This is a genomic window from Vibrio sp. 03_296, from assembly GCF_002265885.1.
The window spans coordinates 103,545-125,839 of the sequence record NZ_NPKW01000157.1 but is presented as its reverse complement, the minus strand read 5'-3'; the positions used below and the strand labels follow the sequence as shown (position 1 = coordinate 125,839).

At 48.2% G+C, this 22,295-nt stretch carries 14 protein-coding genes; 6 read left to right on the top strand and 8 right to left on the bottom strand.

The genetic code is table 11. The features are described from left to right. Positions 1–285 precede the first annotated feature (285 nt). Positions 286–2,622 carry a 5-methyltetrahydropteroyltriglutamate--homocysteine S-methyltransferase gene (gene metE, locus CIK04_RS22005; RefSeq protein ID WP_097352983.1) on the bottom strand — a complete coding sequence of 779 codons (2,337 nt, stop codon included), beginning with the start codon at positions 2,620–2,622 and terminating at the stop codon, positions 286–288. A gap of 305 nt (positions 2,623–2,927) precedes the next feature. On the opposite strand from metE, the gene metR reads away from it, so the two are divergent. Then, entirely contained in the window at positions 2,928–3,839 is a 912-nt protein-coding gene (gene metR, locus CIK04_RS22000) for an HTH-type transcriptional regulator MetR (RefSeq protein WP_097352982.1), read from the top strand. Between the two features lie 11 nt (positions 3,840–3,850). On the opposite strand, the gene CIK04_RS21995 is transcribed toward metR, so the two are convergent. The 4 genes from CIK04_RS21995 to CIK04_RS21980 all read right to left on the bottom strand — a co-directional run bounded on the left by CIK04_RS21995 (position 3,851) and on the right by CIK04_RS21980 (position 9,586). Then, positions 3,851–4,051, bottom strand: a complete 201-nt coding sequence (locus CIK04_RS21995; RefSeq protein WP_039539839.1) for a DUF4250 domain-containing protein — start codon at positions 4,049–4,051, stop codon at positions 3,851–3,853. A gap of 103 nt (positions 4,052–4,154) precedes the next feature. Next, on the bottom strand, positions 4,155–4,841 hold the full coding sequence (locus CIK04_RS21990) for a hypothetical protein (protein WP_097352981.1): 687 nt from the start codon (positions 4,839–4,841) through the stop codon (positions 4,155–4,157). Positions 4,842–4,931: 90 nt separating this feature from the next. Continuing rightward, positions 4,932–7,394 (bottom strand): EAL domain-containing protein, encoded by a 2,463-nt coding sequence (locus CIK04_RS21985; protein WP_097352980.1) that lies wholly within the window; start codon positions 7,392–7,394, stop codon positions 4,932–4,934. Between the two features lie 101 nt (positions 7,395–7,495). Continuing rightward, positions 7,496–9,586 carry an EAL domain-containing protein gene (locus CIK04_RS21980; protein ID WP_232708674.1) on the bottom strand — a complete coding sequence of 697 codons (2,091 nt, stop codon included), beginning with the start codon at positions 9,584–9,586 and terminating at the stop codon, positions 7,496–7,498. A 577-nt stretch (positions 9,587–10,163) separates the two neighbouring features. On the opposite strand from CIK04_RS21980, the gene CIK04_RS21975 reads away from it, so the two are divergent. After that, entirely contained in the window at positions 10,164–12,470 is a 2,307-nt protein-coding gene (locus CIK04_RS21975; RefSeq protein WP_017421931.1) for a YgiQ family radical SAM protein, read from the top strand. A gap of 95 nt (positions 12,471–12,565) precedes the next feature. Here the strand turns inward: CIK04_RS21975 and CIK04_RS21970 are convergent, their stop codons facing one another. Continuing rightward, a complete protein-coding gene (locus CIK04_RS21970) occupies positions 12,566–15,010 on the bottom strand; it encodes a cache domain-containing protein (RefSeq protein WP_325205731.1) in 2,445 nt (814 codons plus the stop codon). Positions 15,011–15,229: 219 nt separating this feature from the next. On the opposite strand from CIK04_RS21970, the gene CIK04_RS21965 reads away from it, so the two are divergent. Together CIK04_RS21965 and CIK04_RS21960 are read left to right on the top strand one after the other, a co-directional pair. Further along, the gene (locus tag CIK04_RS21965; RefSeq protein ID WP_097352977.1) at positions 15,230–16,159 is read left to right on the top strand and encodes a pyridoxal-phosphate dependent enzyme; all 930 of its coding nucleotides are present in this window, start codon (positions 15,230–15,232) and stop codon (positions 16,157–16,159) included. A 67-nt stretch (positions 16,160–16,226) separates the two neighbouring features. Then, positions 16,227–17,990 (top strand): SulP family inorganic anion transporter, encoded by a 1,764-nt coding sequence (locus CIK04_RS21960; protein ID WP_038939744.1) that lies wholly within the window; start codon positions 16,227–16,229, stop codon positions 17,988–17,990. 38 nt (positions 17,991–18,028) lie between these two features. Here the strand turns inward: CIK04_RS21960 and CIK04_RS21955 are convergent, their stop codons facing one another. Then, positions 18,029–18,868: a cupin domain-containing protein gene (locus CIK04_RS21955; RefSeq protein WP_097352976.1), complete on the bottom strand. Its 840-nt coding sequence runs from the start codon at positions 18,866–18,868 to the stop codon at positions 18,029–18,031. Between the two features lie 105 nt (positions 18,869–18,973). On the opposite strand from CIK04_RS21955, the gene CIK04_RS21950 reads away from it, so the two are divergent. Further along, entirely contained in the window at positions 18,974–19,507 is a 534-nt protein-coding gene (locus tag CIK04_RS21950) for a carboxymuconolactone decarboxylase family protein (RefSeq protein WP_026130710.1), read from the top strand. Positions 19,508–19,650: 143 nt separating this feature from the next. On the opposite strand, the gene CIK04_RS32805 is transcribed toward CIK04_RS21950, so the two are convergent. Next, the gene (locus CIK04_RS32805; protein WP_017421936.1) at positions 19,651–19,812 is read right to left on the bottom strand and encodes a hypothetical protein; all 162 of its coding nucleotides are present in this window, start codon (positions 19,810–19,812) and stop codon (positions 19,651–19,653) included. A 232-nt stretch (positions 19,813–20,044) separates the two neighbouring features. Between CIK04_RS32805 and CIK04_RS21945 the strand changes: the two genes are divergently transcribed. Then, the gene (locus CIK04_RS21945; protein WP_176463400.1) at positions 20,045–21,814 is read left to right on the top strand and encodes an SgrR family transcriptional regulator; all 1,770 of its coding nucleotides are present in this window, start codon (positions 20,045–20,047) and stop codon (positions 21,812–21,814) included. Positions 21,815–22,295 lie beyond the last annotated feature (481 nt).

The window sequence follows — 22,295 nt, the reverse complement described above, 5'->3', positions numbered from 1 at the left end:
GGCAGCGGCAGCCCAAAACATCAARAAGATAGCGTTGGTGGTGAACTATCTACGAAAAATGGGCTTAAATATGGCAGAAATAAGGCAGATACTTGCTTCTGTATACCCATGTAATGAATGGAAACTTCTGCGCACGATATAACAAAAAAAATCACGATCGCGACCTACGGTCGCTTCCAAAAAAGAACCCCACTTAAAAAGCGGGGTTCGTCATCAATCTGAGGGGTTGGCACTATGCCAACCCCTTTTGTTTTATGACTCATTCTGTCTCTTTACGCGCTCGCTTTAAGCTTCTGTTTCTACGACTGCCACTGCCTCGTGATTCACAGCGCGAGTCTCCTCGGCGAACTCGTTTCTCAGGCGTTTTGCTGCAGACACCAAGTTTGCCAACGCTGCTTCGGTTTCTGGCCAGTTGCGTGTTTTCAAACCGCAGTCTGGGTTTACCCACAAGCGCTCTACTGGGATCTTCTGCGCCGCTTTTTTCACGAGATCGACAATCCACTCTTCGCTTGGAATGTTTGGTGAGTGGATATCATACACACCCGGACCAATTTCATTTGGGTAGTTGAACTCTTCAAATGCTTTAAGCAGTTCCATATTCGAGCGTGACGTTTCGATGGTAATCACATCGGCATCCAATGCCGCCACCGACTCAATGATTTCGTTGAACTCGCTGTAACACATATGCGTGTGGATCTGCGTTTCTGGCCTCGCACTCGCCGCTGAAATGCGAAACGCTTCGACCGCCCAATCTAGGTAACTCTGATGATCACGCTTTTTCAGTGGCAGACCTTCACGAATCGCCGGTTCATCAATTTGAATGATATTGATGCCTGCATCTTGCAGATCCGACACCTCATCACGAAGCGCCAACGCCAGTTGCTGGGCAATCGCTTTACGGCTGATGTCTTCACGCGGGAACGTCCAGCATAGAATCGTCACCGGACCTGTCAGCATCCCTTTCATCTGTTTTGAAGTGAGCGACTGCGCGTAAGTAGACCAACCCACCGTGATAGGCTGCTCACGCTCAATATCAGCAACCACAATAGCAGGTTTCACACAGCGCGAACCGTAGCTTTGCACCCAACCAAATTGCGTGGTTTGGAAGCCCGCCAAGTGTTCAGCAAAATACTCAACCATGTCGTTGCGCTCCGCTTCACCGTGCACAAGCACATCGAGATCGAGCGCTTCTTGGCGTTTTACCGCATCCGCTATGTGGCCCTTTAGCGCCTGTTCATACTCTGCTGAAGAAAGCTGACCACTGCGATAGGCACTGCGCTGAACACGAATCTCACTGGTTTGCGGGAAAGAACCAATCGTCGTGGTTGGCAATAACGGCAACTGCAGTACCTCAGCTTGATGTCGCGCACGCTCAGCATAAGGCACACTGCGCTGCGCAAGCTCCGCAGTAATCGCCTTCACTCGTGACTGCACCGTTGCTTTGTGTACATGAGCAGCCGACTTGCGTGCTTGGATTGGCTGGCTGTACGCCTCACACTGTGCAATCGCCGCCACATCACCATCCAGCGCTTTACCCAGTAGCACCACTTCCGACACTTTTTGTTTAGCAAAAGCAAACCAGCTACGCACTTCTGTAGACAAACCCGCTTCTAGATCTAAATCCACCGGTGAATGCAGCAGAGAACATGAACTGGCGACCCAAAGGCGCTCGCCCAATGCGGCTTTCACCGGCTGAAGTCGCGCTAGCTGCGTTTTGACGTCCGAACGCCACACATTCCGACCATTGATAACCCCGAGCGACAGCACCCAATTTTGCGGCAACTTAGCCAGCACCGCATCCAACTGCTCAGGTGCGGCAGAAAGGTCGACATGAAGGCCGTCCACTGAGAGCTCGACAATACGATCAAGAGAATCAACCACAGAGTCAAAATAGGTGGTCAGCAGCACTTTTACCTCGCTGCGGATCACTTGGTAAGCAAGCTTAAATGCATCAAGCCAAGGTTTTTCCAACTCAAGTGCAAGAATAGGTTCATCAATTTGCACCCATTCAACACCTTGCTTGGCCAACTTGGCCAAAATCGCTTGGTATGCGGTGAGCAAACGAGGTAACAGTGTTAAGCGGTCAAATCCGTCTTCAATTTCCTTCCCAAGGTAGAGATAACTCAGTGGACCAAGCAGCACCGGTTTTACTTTGTGGCCAGCTTGTACGGCTTCGTTCACTTCTTCAAACAATTGCGGCCAGCTGACTTCAAAGGTGTCCTCCTTACTGAACTCTGGCACGATGTAGTGATAGTTGGTGTTGAACCATTTCGTCATGTCTGACGCGGCCGCACCATGACAAGCACAGCTCGATTGCGACTGACCACGGCCTACTCGGAACAAGGTATCCAAATCGGGGAAGCCATGACGATGGCGTTTTGGCACATGGCCAAGCAACAAGGTGGTGGTCAGAACATGGTCGTACCATGCGAAGTCCCCTGCGACGGCAAAGCTAAGCCCTGCCGAGGCTTGAGTTTGCCAGTTTTTGTGGCGCAACTTCGCACCGACTTTTTTCAGTTCAGCTTGGTCGATTTCACCGCGCCAATATTTTTCTTGGGCAAATTTGAGTTCGCGTTTTTCGCCGATACGGGGATAGCCGAGGATATGCGTGGTCGTTGTCATGTCAAATTCCTTATTTTTTATGCGTAATTTTTCTATGCTGGGATGGTTAGGCGGCTCACAAACGGCTGCTGAGCGGATGCAATACATCTTATTCGTCACACCCTTTGAGATGTCCGGATGGCTAAACTATCTCGCTAACCTCGCGTTTCGACAATCTCCAATTATTCAACTTGTTTATTAGAAAAATTCATCATAAGAAAAGAAACATCAGCAAAAAATAAATAGACGTCTAGATGTTTACAGCTCCAAAAAAACTGGGTAAGTTAAAAAGGCTCATGTAACGAGCGATTGGTTGAGAGGGATTCATGATTGAGCTAAAACACTTAAAAACACTAACGTCATTGCGAGACACAGGCTCATTAACCGCCACAGCGACCTCACTGCATCTCACTCAATCGGCGCTCTCGCATCAAATTAAAGATTTGGAAGCGCGCATTGGTGGGCAACTCTTTTTGCGCAAAACTCGCCCCGTTAAGTTCACCTCAGAAGGGGAAATTTTGCTGCGCTTAGCCGACGAGATATTGCCGAAGTTAGCCAGAGCAGAGAATGAGTTGGCGAGCTTAAAAGAAGACGTGAATGGCCGCTTACACATGGCGATTGAATGCCACTCCTGCTTCCAGTGGCTCATGCCGGCTCTCAAGGAATATCAGTTGACCTGGCCGAGCGTAACCCTCGATTTTTCCTCCGGTTTTGGCTTTGAGCCCCTACCCGCTTTGATGGCTGGTGAACTGGATTTGGTGATCACGTCCGATATCCAGCCTCGCTCTGAAGTGCATTACGAGCCACTGTTTGATTTTGAAATGCGCCTGATTACCGCAACCAACCATCCTCTTTCAAGCAAAGAGCGCTTACAACCTGACGATCTCGCCGATCAGACCATGTTGACTTATCCGGTACAAAAACAACGTTTAGACGTGGTGAAACACTTTTTGGCGCCCGCCGGTATCGAGCCCGCTCGCTGGAAACAAGCAGACAACACACTGATGCTGGTGCAGATGGTTTCCGCCGGCTTGGGGGTTGCGGCTTTGCCCAACTGGGCGATCAGCGAATTTTCTCGCCAAGGGCTGATCACCAGTATTCCATTAGGTAAGGGATTGTGGCGACGACTGTTTGCCGCCACACGCAATGCCGATAAAGACAAACGCTATCTTCAAGCCTTCTTTGCGACGGCAAGACAACAATGCAAAAGCCATCTTGATGGCATCAAGATGGCTTAAGGGAATGGTCACTAGCGAGAGTATGATTTGAACTGGTTGGTGAGCGGATCGTATTGGTAGCCCAATACATCCAGTTTGCCAACCACTTGCTCAACGTCCATTTCGTACATGCTGACCAGATCTTCAAAGCTGTCGCATTCCAGTCGTAACTTCTCGTTGACGATGCCCAGTAGAATAATGCTGTCTAAACGGGCGACGTTACTCAGATCCATGACTACGCTCCTTTGTTGGTACATCTCTATTAAGCGTAGTCACTATTTCAAGTGGATAAAGTGAAGCGGGTCTAAATGTTTGAATGTTCGTCAGAGATGAGACTTATCCATTCACCACAAACAAAATCTGCATAGAGACGGTGGCAGCCACTACCATCAGCCACGAGGTTGAAAGCTGAAGTTTGCTGGCGGTTTTTCCGGTGAAAATATGCCAACACCACACAACAATGCCGCCAATGACCAGCGCTAGGCTGGTGAGAATCAAGGTGATGGCTTGAGTCTGTGCCTGTTCATCAAAGCCAGACGCAACAGCCAGCAACGAAAGCGCTAGACCCATCGCCGCCACAGTACCGCTAAACGGCAAAATGCGGTGGAAGGCTTGCAAACGTGAGCGAGCAATCACTAACAACAAGTGCGCAAACGCCGCGCCAAGCAGTACCACCATCATCACCGTCGCCACAGACGCCCCCCACATGGGTTGCTTCATCGCCTGAATCGCAACAAACGACACCGCTAAGCCATCGGCTAAGTAGAGAACCCAAAGTGGCCCTGCATCACGCGTTTTGCCAGTTTGTACTTTGGAGTAGAAATAGAAAATGGCAAACACCACTAAAAATGCAGCAATCTCAATGGAAGAGACCGCCATCCACATCAAACCAATCGCAGGAAGCAGTTTATGAATGCGGCCACGTTGGCCCGGGCAAATATCGCCTTTAACCAAAACAAGAGTCAAAACAAGTTGTGCTCCTAGTAACATTGGAGCAAACGAAGAGAGTAAGAACTGAACCATGATGAATAACGCTATGCGATTAAAACTGGGCAGGCATGATACCCAAAGCCTTATCGAACAGCAATTGATGTCCTTCAGATTGCCACATGCCTAACATCCCTGAGCAAAGTAACGCAGCACCTCTTTTTGCGTCACAACGCCCATGTATTTGCCCAACTCATCCAACACTACCCAAGGGAATGGTAACTCTTGAACAATCAACTCGCCGATATCCACCGCTTTGGTCTGGTAGCTGATGCTCGAGAACTGGGTCTTCATCACCTGATTTAGTGTCCGTTTCGAGATCGAGAGATCTTTCATGGTTTCCAGTTTTGTGCCTAACGTAGCGGAAAGATGCAAATTGAGCGTTTCGCTATCAACAATGCCAAGGCATTCATCATCATCCACAATCGGTATCACCGTAAGGGTGCCCGCATCCAAAAGCGCTTTTGCTTGCCCAAGGGTGTCTTGAGGCCCAAGCGTGCTTTGCGTCGCTAAAGAGAGCCTTAGCACGCCCATGCTTCGCACACTCTCGTTACTTTCAAGGAAGTCACTCAGTTGAGCTTGATAGTTCCAAGCTAAGTGCAGTTGATCCAAAGGCAGGGGCTTAGAGAAAAAGTAGCCTTGAATGAAATCCACCCCTAACCCACACAAGACTTCCAATTCCTGTTTGGTTTCCACGCCTTCGGCCACCACTTTCACGTTAAGGGTATGGGATAGCTCCGTGATCATTCGGACGATGTGATATTTGTGCGTACCAATGCGAATATTGGTCACAAACTCTCTGTCGATTTTGAGCAAATCAAAGTTGCAATCACTCAGATAGGTGAAAGAGGAATACCCTGTGCCGAAATCATCAATGGCGACGCTCACCCCCATGTGACGAATGCGTTTTATCAATTCCGATTGGTTCGACTCGCTATCAAAATACGCGCTTTCCGTCAGCTCTATTGTCACTAACTCAGGTGTATCGGCGTACATGCAAACCATCTGCTCGGCATTTTGCAACACCTCTTCAGCACCCAACTTGGTGTTGAGCGAACGGTTGATGGTAATGCCAATCCGCCGACCAAAACGTTGGTGGATAACTTTTAACCCTTCGAGCGATTTCTTGCCTACTGTCCAATCCAGATCGGCAACCATTTCAAGATCTTCAGCAATGCCAACCATTTCTTGAGTATTCTGCCACTGGCCATGTTTGTCTTTAAAACGGCACAGCGCTTCAAACTTGGCGATATCCCACGTCGCCGTATCGACGATCGGCTGGTAAAACACGTCTACCGACTCCTCTTTGATCGAGCGCACCACCAGCTCTTCCAACTCTCTTCTGCGCAGCACTTCTCGGTGAATCGAACCGTGATAGAAGGTGATCATACCTTTATGCTGACCATCGTGCTCAAGCATGGCTTGTACCGCGTGTGACACCATCACTTTAGGGTTTTGCGTATCATGCCCAAGTATCGAAACCCCCACTTTCCCGCCCAACACCGCATTTTGCACTTCCTCACCACTCAAATGGGTCAGTTGAGCGAAAAACTTACGGATGGTTTGATGAATGATTTGAACCTGATTCGGTCCTTGGCTTTTGTTACATTCGATCGCCGCAACAAAGTGATTGCCGCCTAAATAACCCACAGCGCTACTGATGCGGTTTTTCTCCAAGCTTTCTGACAGGCGCTGTTTCAGTTCGTATTCATCACCTGCCGCGAAGTTGGGCAAAAATGCCAGCACCATTAACAAATCATCATTGTTCGAGTCCATCCAGCGTACCGTCAGTTGCTGGGTAAACTGCTTTTCGGTTGGCAGTTGTGTCAACAACTCAACGCCGCCATGTTCCATGTCAGCAATTCGATAAAGTCGGTCAGAGAAATCAACATACAAACCAAGGTAATAGACTTTATCGTCGCAAGTGAGTTTTTGCAGCGTCAGTTCCTGCGGCACAATCGCACCGCCAAAGGTACGAATAAGCACCACGCCTTGCCACAACCCTTTGCTGTTTACCTCTTCAGAGATGCTTTGATAAAACTCATCGCTGTGCTTACCTGAATCCAAAATCGACGCGCGCTGCCCAACAATTTGATTGAGCTTGTAACCTGTGTGATTTTCGAAGTAGCGATTGCACAGCAAGATCTGCGTTGTGGCATCTGTGAGCAGAATGCCATGATGATCATTGTCGAACGCTTGGCGAAACAGCGTCGAAAACTCATTCCCTTTGGTATCGACACTAAACAGTTTGCGGATTTCCCCCTCTACGGCATTCTCCGCTTGGGGAACAAATCGAAACAGCACATAATGGCTGACCGAGTTGAGGCTAATCCAACAACGGTAGCTGCCTGATTTTTTGGATTGGCACGCTCGGTCAAGCAAGTTGAGTAATTGCAGTTTGTCGATGGTGGCAAACGAAGACCAAAATAACGCGCTGACATCCTCACTCAGTCCAATACGCCAAAAATGACGAAACAGCGCTTCATCAACATGTAAGCACGCATCACCGTGTTTCCATTGCCAGCCATACGATGATGACTTGGTGGAATGTTCGCCAGATCGCCACTCTCCTCTGGAAGGTTGTAACATAGTTTTTCCTTAACGAACCTCACGCTAGCCACTGCGTTGACGTTAATAAAAACCCTAGCCTCTTTAAAATTAGGTGATGAGGAACGATTGCACCAGCCGATTTACATGATCTTCTCTTTTAAATATCGAAGTAATGAATGCATCTCTATTACCCCTTTGTAATGCCCACGTTCGTCGATCAGTATCCAAGGAAATGTTTCATTTTGGCTCATTATGCTAGGCAGCGCACTCAGACGAGTTTGCCAGTTCACTTCAGAAAAACCTAAAACCATGACTTGATTTACTCTTTTTTTCCAAATTGTTGCTTCTTTCATTGATTCTAAGTCCGTTCCCATTGCGGGCGTTAAGTGCAGATTCAACGCTTCTCTGTCAATAAATCCAACACAAACTCTTTCTGCAACAACAGGTAAAATGTTGAGTTCTTCTCTTTCAAAATACTCGTGAGCAAGAGAAATAGGGTCTCCAGGGTCCAGATGTGGCACATTAGGGGTAACGAGCTGTAGCAACCCACCTCTTTCACCGAACTGTTTAGGAAATACAGTTAAGTCAAACTGACCAAACTCTTCACTTGAATCACTATTAAGCGCAAAAGGTTTAGAAAAGAAGTAGCCCTGAGCATAATCGACTCCAACTTGAACCATAAGCGTCAACTCGTGCTCAGTTTCAACGCCTTCCGCCACGACTTTTAACCCGAGTTGATGTGAAAGCTCTGTCAGCGATTTCACAATACGAAACTGATTTGAATTGACTTGAATGTCTTTAATAAAGGCGCGATCTATTTTTAAAACATCAAAGTTGCATCGATTCAGATACTCAAAGGAAGAGTATCCAGTACCAAAATCATCGACGGCCAACGTAACACCTGCTTCACGTAACTCTCTCAGCCCATTGGCTTGTTGCTCTTCACTTTCAAAATAAGCATTTTCGGTGATCTCAACCGTCACCTTGCTCGGAGAGACTTGGCTCTCAACAATCATTTTCGCTGTTTGGCTAAGAATATGAGCGATGCTCGCAGAGGTATGAACTGAGCGATTAAATGTAATCCCGACCTGATCGCCAAACGATTTCTGCAGCTCGGGCAGCGCATCTAGTGCTTTTTTCGCAACGGCAACATCCAACTCTTCAATCAAGTCAAGGTCTTCTGCGATATTAATCAGTTCTTGCACCGATGTTTCGCAGCTTAACTCTTCTGGGAATCGACATAATGCTTCGAACTTCGAGACTTCCCATAAGTTCAAATCAATAATTGGCTGATAGAACACGTCTATTTTTTGCTTGAGAATCACATCAGTGAGTTTGATTTCAGTCGCTTTTTTTTGCTCTATCTGCTTGTGAATCGCTTGATCATAGAACGAGACGCGATGTTTGTGACCAGAATGCATTTCTAGCAACGCTTGATTGGCATGGGAGAACAAACTGCGTGGCGTTTTGGCATCAATACCGAGTACCGATATACCAATACTCCCTTGAGTCAAAGCGTTTGATATTTCATTTTCTGCCATTCGGAAGCTTGAGAAAAAACGCTTTATGGTCTGGTTGATCTGGCGAATATGCGCGACCTGTGTTTTCGAAAATTTTAAACACACGACAAATCTATCTGAACCCAAATAGCCACATAAGGTTGCGCCTGAACCATTTTGTAAAAAACGGGCAAATTCTTTTTTTATCGCCGATGGGTTATCTTCAACATACTTAGGTTGGATGGCAAGCATAATAAGGCCGACATCACTATTATTGCTTTGGCACAACCCCTCTAGTTGATCAAGAAAGCGTTCTTTTCTCGGTAGTTGAGTAAGAAGGTCAATACCACCATTATCTTTGTCATTAATGCTATGTAATCGCTCTGAAAGGTTGGAACTGATCCCTATATAGTAAGCACCTCCTATCCCATCATTAATCTTCTGAATCGTTAACTCTTGCGGTACATTGTCTCCCGAGCATGTTCGAGTAAGGATCTCACCGGACCAATAATTTAGCTCGGTAAGCTGCTTCCATAAGTTTTGGTAGTATAGGTCCGAGTGTTTCTCGGCATTAAAAATACTGGTTTTTAAACCGGCAATATCCTTCCTTTGATAGCCCGTGGTATGTTCAAAATATTTATTGCACACCAATATTCTGGTGTTTTCATCCGTAATAAGCACGCCATGGTGAGGGTTTTCAAACAGAGAATAAAAGACTTCTGCCACTTGCATACAGGACTCTATTGTTAGAAGTGGCGTCAGTGTACCAACTAAGGTCTGGCTATTTTTTTTCTCGACGTAAAACTCAACAAAATGAACACGCTCTAATGGAGAGACAAGGCAGCAACGGAATACTTGCGATTCACCACTCTTCATCACATGGCGAAAAGTATCAATCGCGATTTGCCGCTGGCTGGGTGCCAATCGCTTTAGCACTTCCTCTGCGTGCAAAATGTTTCTTTCAAGCCCAAATACGGTAACAAATGCGTTTTCATCAGCATGAAACTCTTTTGAATCCAGATTAAGCTGCCAATCGATTTCACCTAACTTAGGCAAAGAAAGGGTATGAGTGCCATTTTTGTTCTCTGTTTGAACTGTTTTGCTATCCATAGCGTTACCCCTTATAAACCACCAGTTTCATAAGTATAGCCGATGCAAAATGTCTCAACTTTGAAGTTAACTGAAAAACGCACTCTTTTTTATATCGAATCACGCTCTTAATACCCTGCCAAAAACTTGGGTTATGTAGTTGTGGATAGTGGTCTCACAAGCCGCTATAATTCGCGCTCGCAAAATCTGAGGTTATTTTATGCACAGCGATATTACCCCTATCCATACCCACAAAAAATATTGGGCCGAATGTTTTGGCACCGCCCCTTTTCTGCCAACCAGCAGAAAAGAGATGGACGCATTGGGTTGGGATAGCTGTGACATTGTTCTAGTCACTGGCGATGCTTATGTCGACCATCCAAGTTTTGGTATGGCGATCATCGGTCGCTTACTGGAAGCGCAAGGCTTTCGCGTTGGCATCATTGCTCAACCACAGTGGCAAGATAAAACCGACTTCATGTTGCTTGGTAAACCAAACCTGTTTTTTGGTGTCACCTCCGGCAACATGGACTCGATGATCAACCGCTACACTTCAGATCGCAAATTACGTCACGATGACGCCTACACGCCAAATAATGAAGGTGGCAAGCGCCCAGATCGCGCCACACTTGTTTACTCGCAGCGTTGTCGTGAAGCCTATAAAGACGTACCTATCGTTTTAGGCGGCATCGAAGCAAGCCTACGCCGTGTTGCTCACTACGATTACTGGTCCGACAAAGTGCGTCGCTCTGTTTTGCTTGATGCCAAAGCGGACATTTTGTTGTTTGGTAACGCGGAGCGTGCATTGGTGGAAGTGGCGCATCGTTTGGCTGAAGGCGAAGAGATCGCTCAAATGACCAACATTCGTGGCACCGCGGTTAACCTTGCGGCAGAGCCAGAAGGCTACACCATCATCGATTCCTCGCGCATCGAGAAGCCACGTAAAGAAGCCTTTATTCCGCCAAACCCTTATGAAGTGGAAACACAGTGCGAAACCAAATCGGAAGAGCCCAAAGCACAGCCGATTACTATTCGTCCTTCGCGTCACGACGCTGCGACCACGGCGGTGCGTTTGCCAAGTTTCGAGAAGCTGCAAAACGACCGTATTCTTTATGCGCACGCCAGCCGTATCCTTCACTTGGAAACCAACCCTTATTCTGGCCGCGCACTGATCCAGCGTCACGGTAATCGTGAGCTTTGGGTAAACCAAGCGCCGATCCCGCTGACCACCGAAGAGATGGATTATGTGTTCGGTTTGCCATATGCGCGCGTTCCGCACCCGAAATATGGTAAGGCGAAGATTCCTGCCTACGACATGATCAAAACCTCAGTCAACATCATGCGTGGCTGTTTTGGTGGCTGTTCATTCTGCTCAATCACCGAGCACGAAGGGCGCATCATCCAAAACCGTTCACAAGAGTCGATCTTAACTGAGCTCGAAGAGATCCGAGATAAAGTCCCCGGCTTTACGGGCACTATTTCTGACTTAGGTGGCCCAACAGCCAACATGTATCGCCTCGGTTGTAGTGACCCGAAAGCCGAAGCGAACTGTCGTCGCCCATCGTGTGTCTTCCCGGGGATCTGTCATAAGCTCAATACCGATCATAAACACACCATCGACCTCTACCGCGCAGCGCGTCAAGTTAAAGGGGTGAAGAAAGTGATGATCGCCTCTGGCGTTCGTTATGATCTCGCGATTGAATCTCCTGAATACGTGAAAGAGCTGGTCACGCACCACGTTGGTGGTTACTTGAAAATTGCCCCTGAGCACACCGAAAAGGGCCCTCTCGACCTAATGATGAAGCCGGGTATGGGCACTTACGATCGCTTCAAAGAAATGTTCGATAAGTACAGCCAAGAAGCGGGCAAGAAGCAGTATTTGATCCCGTACTTCATCTCTGCGCACCCGGGTACGACCGATGAAGACATGTTGAACTTGGCATTGTGGCTGAAGAAAAACAATTACGAGTGTGATCAGGTACAGAACTTCTACCCATCGCCAATGTGTAATGCAACATCGATGTACTACTCTGAGACTAACCCATTGAAGCGCGTTAAGTATAAGCAACGTGAAGATGTGCCGGTAGCCAAAGGGGATCGCCAGCGTCGACTGCACAAAGCGCTGCTGCGTTACCACGATCCAGCCAACTGGCCGTTGATCCGTGAAGCACTGATCACCATGGGTAAGAAGTATTTGATTGGTGATAAACCGGGCTGTTTGGTGCCTGCGGAAGATGTGGATGCTCGCACGCCAGCACAGCGTCGCAAGTCTGGTCGTCATGGCGCCAACCGTTTTGCCACCAAACACACCAGCACGCAACCGGGTTTCCCAGGTGATAAAGCTAACGCAGGTTCAGGCAAAAAACCAACACGTGGCGGCCAGTCAAACTCGGCGCCATCGCGTTCAGGCTCAGCGACTGGTGGCAAACATCCACAGCGCTCTGGTGCAAATCCAGGTGGGAAAAGCTCAGGTGGAAAAAACTCACCACGCGCAGGTGGCAGAAACCAACCTTCACGAGCTCGCTAAAGCCAATAAAAAGAGGCGTCTGTGATCACAAAGCGCCTCTAAGTGTTCAAAAGCCAAGGTCTCGACCTTGGCTTTTTGTATGTTGATGTCACGCCTTAAACGCTAGCGGTTCTGCTGGCTTCAACGACGTTTACCAGATCTTTTAGTGACACGGGTTTAGAGAACAAATACCCCTGTAGACGGTCACAACCCAGTTGATGTAAGCGGATTTGCTGGTCAACCGTCTCGACCCCTTCCGCCACCACAATAATTCGGTTGGAATGACCAATCGCCACGATGGTCTTGACCAAACTTTCACTCTGCGATCGACTGAGCATATTGCTGACAAACGAGCGATCAATCTTAATTTCACTGATGGGTAGCGCATTCAAATAACTGAGCGATGAGAAACCGGTACCAAAGTCATCCAACGAGATATGGAAGCCGAGTTGGCGTAGCTCTTCCATGATAGGTTTAACCTCTTCCAACTCTTCGATAAACACGTTTTCAGTAATCTCTAAGGTGATCAAGCAGCAATCAATATCCAACTCGCGAGTTACGCAATACACACCATTAACAAAACCTTTTTGCAGTAATTGTTTCGGGGAGATATTGATCGAAACGGGCATGGTTCGCCCCGTGGTTTGCGCTAACCACTTCATGTCCGAACACGCTTTGCGCAGCACAAAATCACCAATCGCGAAGATCTGCCCAGAGATTTCGGCGATCTGTATGAATTTCATCGGAGACACCGCACCGAGGTAGCCATTGGTCCATCGACACAGCGCCTCAACGCCTTCAATCTGACCGGTTCTTGGGTTCACTTGCGGCTGGTAATACACCTCTAGCTCATCGCGTTCGATAGCGTATTTCAGCTCATCTTCCAAAAGGAAATCGTATTGGACCTGCTCGTTAATGCTCTGATCATAGAACATCACTTGCCCTTTGTGCTGAGCTTTCGAACGGAACAACACAATGTCTGCATTGGCAATTAATTGATCGGCGCTGTCACCATCTTGAGGATACATCGCCACACCAACGCTGCACGATGTTGACACCAAAGCGCCATGCAAAATGAAATGGTCGGTCAATGAACGTCGAACGCTTTCTGCCAGCATCTCGGCCTCTTCCTTACTGCTTAGCTCTGCAAAACAGAAGACAAACTCATCTCCGCCAAAACGGGCTACGCTGTCACCCGGTCGCAGCAGTTGGCTGAACTTCTCGCCCACTCTGAGCAGCAGCTCATCACCCACTTTGTGACCATGTTGATCATTCACCTTCTTAAAGTTATCCAAATCAACAAACATCACCGCCAGTTGCTTACCACTCACTCGGCAACGTTGAATGCCTGACACAATTTGTACTTCCAGCAAGGAGCGGTTTGGTAGTTTGGTGAGAGAATCGTGCTTCGCTTGGTAGGCCAACTGCTCTTGGCTCTGTTCCAGTTTTTTAAAATCGGTGCGAATGCGTTTTTGATATTGATTAAAACGACGGCCAATGTAGTGACTGACTGCCAGTGATAACGACGCCAAAACAAACGCCAATAACAGACAAAGCGTGAGAATTTTAAACAGCTCAGAGCGGTAGCGGTCACGCAAATCACGCCCTTGCTTATCAATGAATTTTTCGATCTCCGACAGATAAACCCCACCACCGATCACCCAACCCCATTCCGGCAGCTTTTTGACGTAACTGATTTTCTCTCCGCTGGTCACGGCTTTCGGCACATAGGCACTTTCATAACGAACAAACGCGGCGTTTTCATCTCCGGTCTTCTCTAGCGCTTCAAGGAAAAGCTGCAATAAGTACGGTTGATTCACACTCAGCTTGCTACGGTCAATATGAGCGATGGTCTCACCTTCCATATTCAACACAAAAATGTAGCCGTTGCTATCAAAGCGAAACTCCGAGAGCCACTTCAGCATCCGTTTTTGGATATACGCTTCCACATCAACCGTGTATTCCCCGGTACCAATAAACCAATCGTAAGGGGCAAAGTGTTTGGCATAGCCAATTTTCTCAAACTCTTGCGTGCCAAAGCCCGGTTTTTGAAACCACCAGCGAGAAAACGCGCCCCCATCAGTGGAACTGCGAATGTTGCGCACAATATCTCGGGCAATATAGCCGCCTTGTGTGTCTTGCAATTCCCATGTGGAGGTTTGTTCTAGATCTGGACGAAGAGGATGCATGACCGTTGTGCCATCCATCTTGTAGATAAAATAATAGCCGCGCCCATCGTTGAATCGAACATCACGCAGTGCTTCCATCACCAGTTGAGTCACTTCCTTCTCTGAAAGATGTTGATTGGCTTTGTATATACTTTCGATGATTTGATAAGCTTCTAAGGTGCGGGCTTTTACTGAGGCTTTAAGAACATGAATCGTTTGGCCGCGCTCATACTCTAACTGCTGATAAACACTTTCAACTTGTCGTGCAACATTGGCTTTTTGATTGTCGGTGAAATCGCTGCGCAGTGTTTCAATCAATTGCGTAGTGCGGCTTTTATTGCCATTGACGATCACCGCCACCAAGATCAACATAAAGCCTGTAATGATGCACAACGGAATTATACGAATTAGCCGTAGAATGTTTTGATCTGAACTCGAATGCACGTTTTCTAAAGCTCCAGCCTTGACGTAGTATTTTTAAGAACTGAAGTATCGCTAGCTGTTGCGTCTTAGTGTTGAGACTTTTTCTCTCAACGCTTAAAATCGCAGCGACACGACCTTCCAATTTATCATTTATATTTATTTTCTTTTAAGTCAATAACATCACACGTAATGAAACTCGATAACAGCCCCATTACTCAACATTGTTACGCCGGTCATACCTTTTACCTAAAACGTGACGACTTGTTGCATTCCCACTTTAGCGGGAATAAGGCAAGAAAATTCATGAGCTTATTGAACGCCAATTTGCCCAATATCACCACTCTGATCAGTTATGGCTCCGCGCAAGCAAACTCTCTCTTTTCTTTGGCCGCGTTGGCACGCATCAAAGGTTGGAAACTCGAGTTTTATGTCGACCACTTACCAGAATGGCTACGCTCACGCCCACAGGGTAACTATCGTGGTGCATTAGAGCTCGGCGTGGAGATCATCGAGGTTTCTCAGCACGCCCCCGGCATGCATCCTCAGCAATACATCGAACAAGTAAGACAACCATCAGATGCCTGCTATGTCGTTCCAGAAGGTGGGCGCTTTGAACTGGCAGAAGAAGGCATCAAACAGCTGGCTTTGGAACTGCTGACTTGGTCACGCTTTGAACCGTCGAAACAATTTGTCGTCGCGCTCCCGTCAGGAACCGGCACCACCGCACTTTATCTGCACAAATACCTTAAACCTCATGGCATTGATGTTTTGACCTGTGCGTGTGTTGGAGGCGACAGCTACCTCACCAGCCAATTTGAGCAATTAGGCGAAACAGACCATCCCCAGATCCTTACCCCACCCAACAAGCACCATTTCGGCAAGCTGTATAAAGAGGACTACCAAACCTGGTTGTCGCTACTCAATCACACCGATATTGAGTTTGACCTCCTATACGACCCGCTCATGTGGCGCTGCTTGCTATCTTGGTTAGAGGAGAATAAAGATAAAACGCTGCTGTATATTCACCAAGGAGGCTTGTTAGGAAATGAGTCAATGCTGCCAAGATATCAGCGAAAATTCCCATTGGAAGAGAATTTACTCTCCGTTATCGATAAATAACTCACGAATGTTACAAAATAACGCTGTATACTTTACAGTAACTTAACCGCATTTATGGGTAGATCTGTTGGCCAAAATAATCCTATCGCAGTGGTTCCCTGGACTCGTCCAACTAAAACACTATCAAAAAGAGTGGCTCGCCGATGACGTTCGCGCCGCCTTTTCTGTGGTGGCCGTCGCGCTGCCTGTTGCTATTGCCTACGCCCAATTAACGGGGGTATCTGCGATTGTCGGTCTCTATTCGTGTGTATTGCCAATGTTGGTTTACGCCTTAATGGGTACATCAAGACAATTGATCGTCGGGCCTGACGCCGCAACCTGTGCGGTGATTGCTGCCGTGGTAACCCCGCTTGCCGCCGGTGACGCGACCAAACACTGGCAACTGGTGATGACCATGACCGCGATGACCGGAATGTGGTGCGTACTGGCAAGCCGTTTGAAATTGGGCATTTTGGCGGACTTTCTTTCGCGTCCGATCCTCTTGGGGCTACTCAATGGTGTGGCACTCACCATCATCGTTGGCCAGTTTGCCAAGGTGGTAGGCTGGAAATATGAGCAGCGCTATCTACTCGAGCGTTTATGGGAAGCCCCACAACGATTGGCAGATTTGCACTGGCCGACACTTGCGCTCAGCGTAGCCACTGTGGCTGTCTATCTGGTCACCAAGCGATTTCGTCCTAGTTGGCCTGCGGCGATGTTTGCGATCCTCATCACCACCTCCTCCGTTTGGCTTTTGCGTTTGCAAGAAGCCGGGGTGTCGGTTGTTGGGCTGACACAAGGCGGGTTTCCTAACTTTCAAACGCCCGAATTTGAACTGGGCGTCACCCGTGAACTGGTGGTACCAGCGCTCAACTTGGCCATGGTGAGCTTTGTCAGTATGATGCTCACCGCTCGCAGCTTCGCGGCCAAAAATGGCTACGATATTGATGCCGACAAAGAGTTCCGTGCTTTAGGGTTTGCCAATATTGCCTCAGCCTTTTCACAGGGGTTTGCCATCAGCGGCGCCGATTCCCGCACGGCAGTCAACGATGCCAACGGAGGAAAATCCCAACTGGTATCCATTATTGCTGCCATCACCATTGCGGTGATCGCCGTGTTTATCTACCAGCCATTGCAGTTTATTCCTATCGCCTCACTGGGCGTGGTCTTGATTATCGCCTCGCTGTCGCTGCTTGATCTTAAAGGCATTTGGATCTTACGGAAACGTGACAAAGACGCCTTCTATCTCGCCTCCATCACTTTTGTTTCTGTGCTGGTGATTGGCGTAATACCGGGTATCACCTTGGCGGTGTTGTTGGGGCTGTTCCAGTTCTTGCGCATCGTTATGCGCCCAAGCGATCAATTGCTTGGTTTGGATGAAGAAGGCACTATTCGCACCGTCGACGGCACAGGTAAAGCCACTCCGATCCCAGGCATGGTGATCTACCGTTTTAACTCGCCACTTACCTACTTCAACGCACCGTATTTCAAGCGCCGCTTACTTGAACACGCAGAACACACCAAAGACGTGGGTTGTGTGGTGGTGGATGCCGTTTCTAGCTTCACTCACCTAGATTTAAGTGTGATGGCAACACTCGCGGATGTGCATGAGACGCTGAAAAAACGGGGAATTCGCTTGATTCTAGCCGGCCGTAAACGACGCCTTCGTCAGTGGTGCGAATTGACGGGCATCAGCACCAGTGAAGGTGGCATTTTGCTGCGCGCGGATATGTATCTCGCCATCAAACTCAGTGGCTGTTACCTCAGCGCCGTGGGTGAAGGTCAAGTCCCCACCGTGCAAAAAGAGCCCGATTTGGAAGAGCCGCCAAAAGCGATTCCCGAAGTGGCATGAAGAGCCTTTTCGTCTCTTTTCTATTTCCCGAATGCCGTTTATTCAGTAGGGCTCGTGTGAGCTTGTGCTTGCTGAAGCGCTAACCATTTAGCCGGTGTGATATCAAAACATCGGCTAAATGCGCGAGTAAAAGCAACACTGCCACTGTAGCCCACCTCCAGCGCGACCGACTTTATCGCTTGCCCTGAAAGCAACAACTGTTGCGCTTTGAGTAAACGAACTTCCGTCAGGTAGGTTAGCGGGGGTTGTCCTAACGTCTGCTGGAAAACGGCCGCAAAACGGGCGCGCGACATGCCCGCCTCTCGCGCAAGGCTCTCTATCGTCCATGGGTGATCCATTTGGTTATGCATCACCTCAAGTGATGATGCCAATCTTGGATGAGCCAATGCCGCCAATACCCCTGCCTGACAAATGTTTTCTGCCACCAAATGGCGGATCAGCAAAATCAACAGCAGATCCAACAAATGCGCGATACTGGCGACGTAACCGTAGCGCTGTGAAAACGCCTCGTCAAACAGCAAGCTCAGCACGGATTCAAGATGCGTCAATTCACTTAACGGAATCACCACTACTTCGGGCATTGCTCTCAATAAAGGGGAATCTTGAAAGCTTACTGTTGCACACACCAGATCGCAGCCTTGTAACGTGCGTGACTGAATAGAATGCCTGCGTCCCTTTGGGTAGAAAATGAGTGTCGGTTCAGTTAACACATGTTTTCGCCCGTGCGACTCATACACATTCAGCTCTCCACTTTTCAATAAGTGCAATTGGCCGCCTTGCCCGTGGCTTGCGCTTTCCGAGCTGCCACAAAGATTGCCACTAAAAAACAAGTTCGCTTTAGGTGCGGCGTGTTGAACGAGTGCCGATAGTGCATCCATAAAAAGACTCTTGGTATATCCAATAAGACTTTTAGTGATAAATCGTCTTACTTCTTATGTCAATATCTCTTCAACAAATCAGCACACACAAAAAGGAAAAGCATTATGTCTCGTATCCAAAAACTCGTTAACCCACAAGGCGCAGCCGAAATCACACTATCAGCGATCGAAAAGAAACTCGGTATGGTACCAAACCTCTACGCCACCATTGCTCACTCACCAACAGTATTGAACTCAATTCTGGCGTTTGGTGATTCACTGGGCAAAGGCAAATTGACCGCCCGCCAACGTGAATTAGTTGCTTTAGCCGTCGGTCAAGCCAATGCTTGTCAATACTGCCTATCCGCTCACACGCTGATTGCGTCAAGCACGGGTTTAACCAAAGAAGAAATCGTGGCAGCACGTAAAGTAGAAGCCGATAACGGCGTTGATCAAGCGATTGTTGAGTTTGCAGCACTGGCGGTGACACAACGCGGCGTGATCTCAAATGAGCAGTTAGCCGGTTTACAAGCGAAGGGGCTCGATAACGAACTGTTGTTTGAAGTATTGGCGCAAGTCGCACTGAACACCTTTACCAACTACGCAAACCACATTGCGGAGACAGACATCGATTTCCCGGTGGTCTCGTTGGACGTTTAATCTGGTAAGCCTCAGATACGCTCCCTCAACTTCGGTTGGGGGAGTTGTTTATTGGGCAAAAGCAGCACTCAACCATAGACTTCGGGGGAAAGCTATTTGAACCATCAGGAGCAGTGAAGAGTGCTGCGTTTATTCTTGCGGAGTTAGTGTTTATCCTTACTTGACTGCTCTGGTTCTGAACGGGCAAACATCAACTCCATTAAGGCCAGCAGTGCCAAACGCTCAATACGACTATGACTCTGTTGTAACCTTTGCTGGTAATACTCCGCCATGGGGTACTTTTCCGTTTTCTGAGTTAGGTACATACATCGCCCTCCTGCGTTGTCTCTACCCTTTCATTCTGCCTTGCAAAGATGATGAGAAAAACTGAGCAATGCGTTGTCGTTCGCTCCGCTTTATCATTTTTTCTTGCCCCGCCACGCGCTCAACGGCTTCAAAACCCGCAAAAGAGGAACAAACCGAGCGGAAGGTTTTCACCATTAGCCATACCAATATTCATTACAATGGTCACTCTCCATGATGCTCACCGAGGTATGTGTGTCCGATCTCAACTTACTGCGTTATTACGCGCGACTGACCCCATTAGGTGTGGGCGATGAAATAAAAACCACCCTATCAGAGCTGGCTGATCGTCTTTTTACCAGCACTCGTCATGCGCGTAATCTTTTGGTAAAGCTGCACCAAGTGGGCTGGCTGAGTTGGACGCCCAAACCAGGACGTCATCATCGTTCATCGCTGGTATTGAATTTTGAGCTCATTGCGTTGAAAGAAGAGCTGGCGGCAAAACGGGTTCGCATCGGAAAGTACGAAAAAGCCCTCGCTATTCTTGATAATGATGACATTGCCTTCGCCAAGTTATTGAAACGTACATCAGGCGCGACACTGCAAGAAGGCCGGCTGCACATTCAGCTCACTTACAAACGTATGTTTGAGCCATTGCTGCCCCATCTTCCACAGCGCAGCAGCGAGCGTTTCTTAATTCGCCAGATCTATTGTTGTTTGGTGTCCGTTGATACCCATGGCCAAATTCAACCAGAACTGGCGCACCATTGGCACTATGATGCGAGTTTGTTGCAATGGACTTTCCATCTGCGGCCTGGGTTGACGTTTCACAACGGCGCCGCTATTGATGCTGCGAGCATTGTGAGTTTATTTGCCAAACTGTCCCGCTTGCCGAGCCATCAACAAGAGCTGGCTCATGTTGTCGACATCAAAGCGCCAACCCCTTTTAAGGTGGTGTTCTCCCTTGATCGACCCGATCTTGGTTTTGCAGGGCTTATTACAGGCGTGAAATACGCGATACAGCCTGTTAGCCAACTCAACAACGTTGCTGGCCTTCGCGAGCGTCGCATACCCGTTGTGGGCAGTGGCGCCTTTGAAGTAACGGAGCACAATGAGAATAAGCTCTGCTTAAAAGCGTTTAATCAGTTTTATGCGTGCCGCGCATTGACGGAAAAAGTGACCATCTGGCGGGTAGATGAAGAGCGCTTAAGCGCGACGTTGATTGAAACCAACCATCCAGAATCGCCACCAATGCCCTGCCGTTTCAGCGTCACAAAGAATACCAAACAACGACAGCACCATGATTCCGAACAACAACATAGCCGAGTAGAAGATGGATGTTTGATGCTGCTTTTTAATCAGCGAGCTCCCCAGCCTCTTGATTATGCTCAGCGCCACTACTTGATGCAGATGCTCAGCCCGTCTGCCATTGAGGAGGAGATCCGACTTCACAACAATATGTTTGGCGTTGTCCACGCCGCCAATTTGCTGCCACATTGGCGTGCTGTACTCAAAACACCGGCCAGCGTCGTTTCGTTGCCTCGGCGAATCACGCTCGCGGTGTACAATTACACTGCGTTGAACATTTGTGCGAATGCCATTGCTAGGCTGCTAGCCAAGATTGGCATTGAAGTGGCTATTCGTTGCTATACCTATCAAGAATTGCATCAACGCAGTTTAGATCAGCAATGGGATGAAGATTTAGTGCTCACCAGTCTTAATCTGGACGACAATCGACACCCTTCGGCCTTTGCCATGCTGTTTAGTAATCCGATTCTTCATGCCTGCATGACTGAAAACGATAAAACTTGGTTGCTCAATCAGTTAACTCTGCTGAGAGAGCAGGTACCACTGCACGAGTATCTGCAACAGTTAGAGCCGATTGCATCACTGCTCATTAGTGAGTGTTGGCTTACTCCTTTGTTTCATCATCGTCAGACCCTACGCTTTCACGGGGTGCTTCATGACGTTGCACTCACCAACTGGGGTTGGCCAGATATTCGCAATGTGTGGTCTGCGGACTAGAGATTTCCGTGTTCTAAAGGGTTTTCCTGCTTGTCTCTTTCGTCTTTTGCTTGTCATCCTCGCGCAGGCGGGGATCCATCCTAAAGCGTTCACTGCGAGTTGATGGTACGACTGCATTCACCTTGCTCTCTCTGCATTTGGAATGTTTTCCGCTGTGAGTACTTATCCCAACGCACTGCTCGGTGCGCGCGGGTAAATGGATTCCCGCGTTCGCGAGAATGACGGCAATGGTCGGTGTGGCTCTATAATGGAAACGAATTTGAACGCTGTTCGCGTCTGTCTTGCGGCAGCTTTCTGGAGACAAAAGTATTCAACTCCCTCCCAAACATTCTCTTGTTTGCTTGTCTCTTTCGTCTTTTGCTTGTCATCCTCGCGCAGGCGGGGATCCATCCTAAAGCGTTCGCGAGATTGACGGAGGGGCACTGACTCGGCGGTTTTATCGATATTTTTATAAGGCTTTCTCAATGTAATAAGGCCCCTT

Excerpts from the sequence above, each read along its gene's own strand:
- CIK04_RS21950 (WP_026130710.1), top strand. The coding sequence starts at position 18,974 with ATGTCTCGTATCCAAAAACTCGTTAACCCACAAGGCGCAGCCGAAATC.
- CIK04_RS21975 (WP_017421931.1), top strand. The coding sequence starts at position 10,164 with ATGCACAGCGATATTACCCCTATCCATACCCACAAAAAATATTGGGCC.
- CIK04_RS21985 (WP_097352980.1), bottom strand. The coding sequence starts at position 7,394 with ATGTTACAACCTTCCAGAGGAGAGTGGCGATCTGGCGAACATTCCACC.
- CIK04_RS21980 (WP_232708674.1), bottom strand. The coding sequence starts at position 9,586 with ATGCAAGTGGCAGAAGTCTTTTATTCTCTGTTTGAAAACCCTCACCAT.
- metE (WP_097352983.1), bottom strand. The coding sequence starts at position 2,622 with ATGACAACGACCACGCATATCCTCGGCTATCCCCGTATCGGCGAAAAA.
- CIK04_RS21990 (WP_097352981.1), bottom strand. The coding sequence starts at position 4,841 with ATGGTTCAGTTCTTACTCTCTTCGTTTGCTCCAATGTTACTAGGAGCA.
- CIK04_RS21965 (WP_097352977.1), top strand. The coding sequence starts at position 15,230 with ATGAAACTCGATAACAGCCCCATTACTCAACATTGTTACGCCGGTCAT.
- CIK04_RS21995 (WP_039539839.1), bottom strand. The coding sequence starts at position 4,051 with ATGGATCTGAGTAACGTCGCCCGTTTAGACAGCATTATTCTACTGGGC.
- CIK04_RS21955 (WP_097352976.1), bottom strand. The coding sequence starts at position 18,868 with ATGGATGCACTATCGGCACTCGTTCAACACGCCGCACCTAAAGCGAAC.
- CIK04_RS32805 (WP_017421936.1), bottom strand. The coding sequence starts at position 19,812 with ATGTACCTAACTCAGAAAACGGAAAAGTACCCCATGGCGGAGTATTAC.
- metR (WP_097352982.1), top strand. The coding sequence starts at position 2,928 with ATGATTGAGCTAAAACACTTAAAAACACTAACGTCATTGCGAGACACA.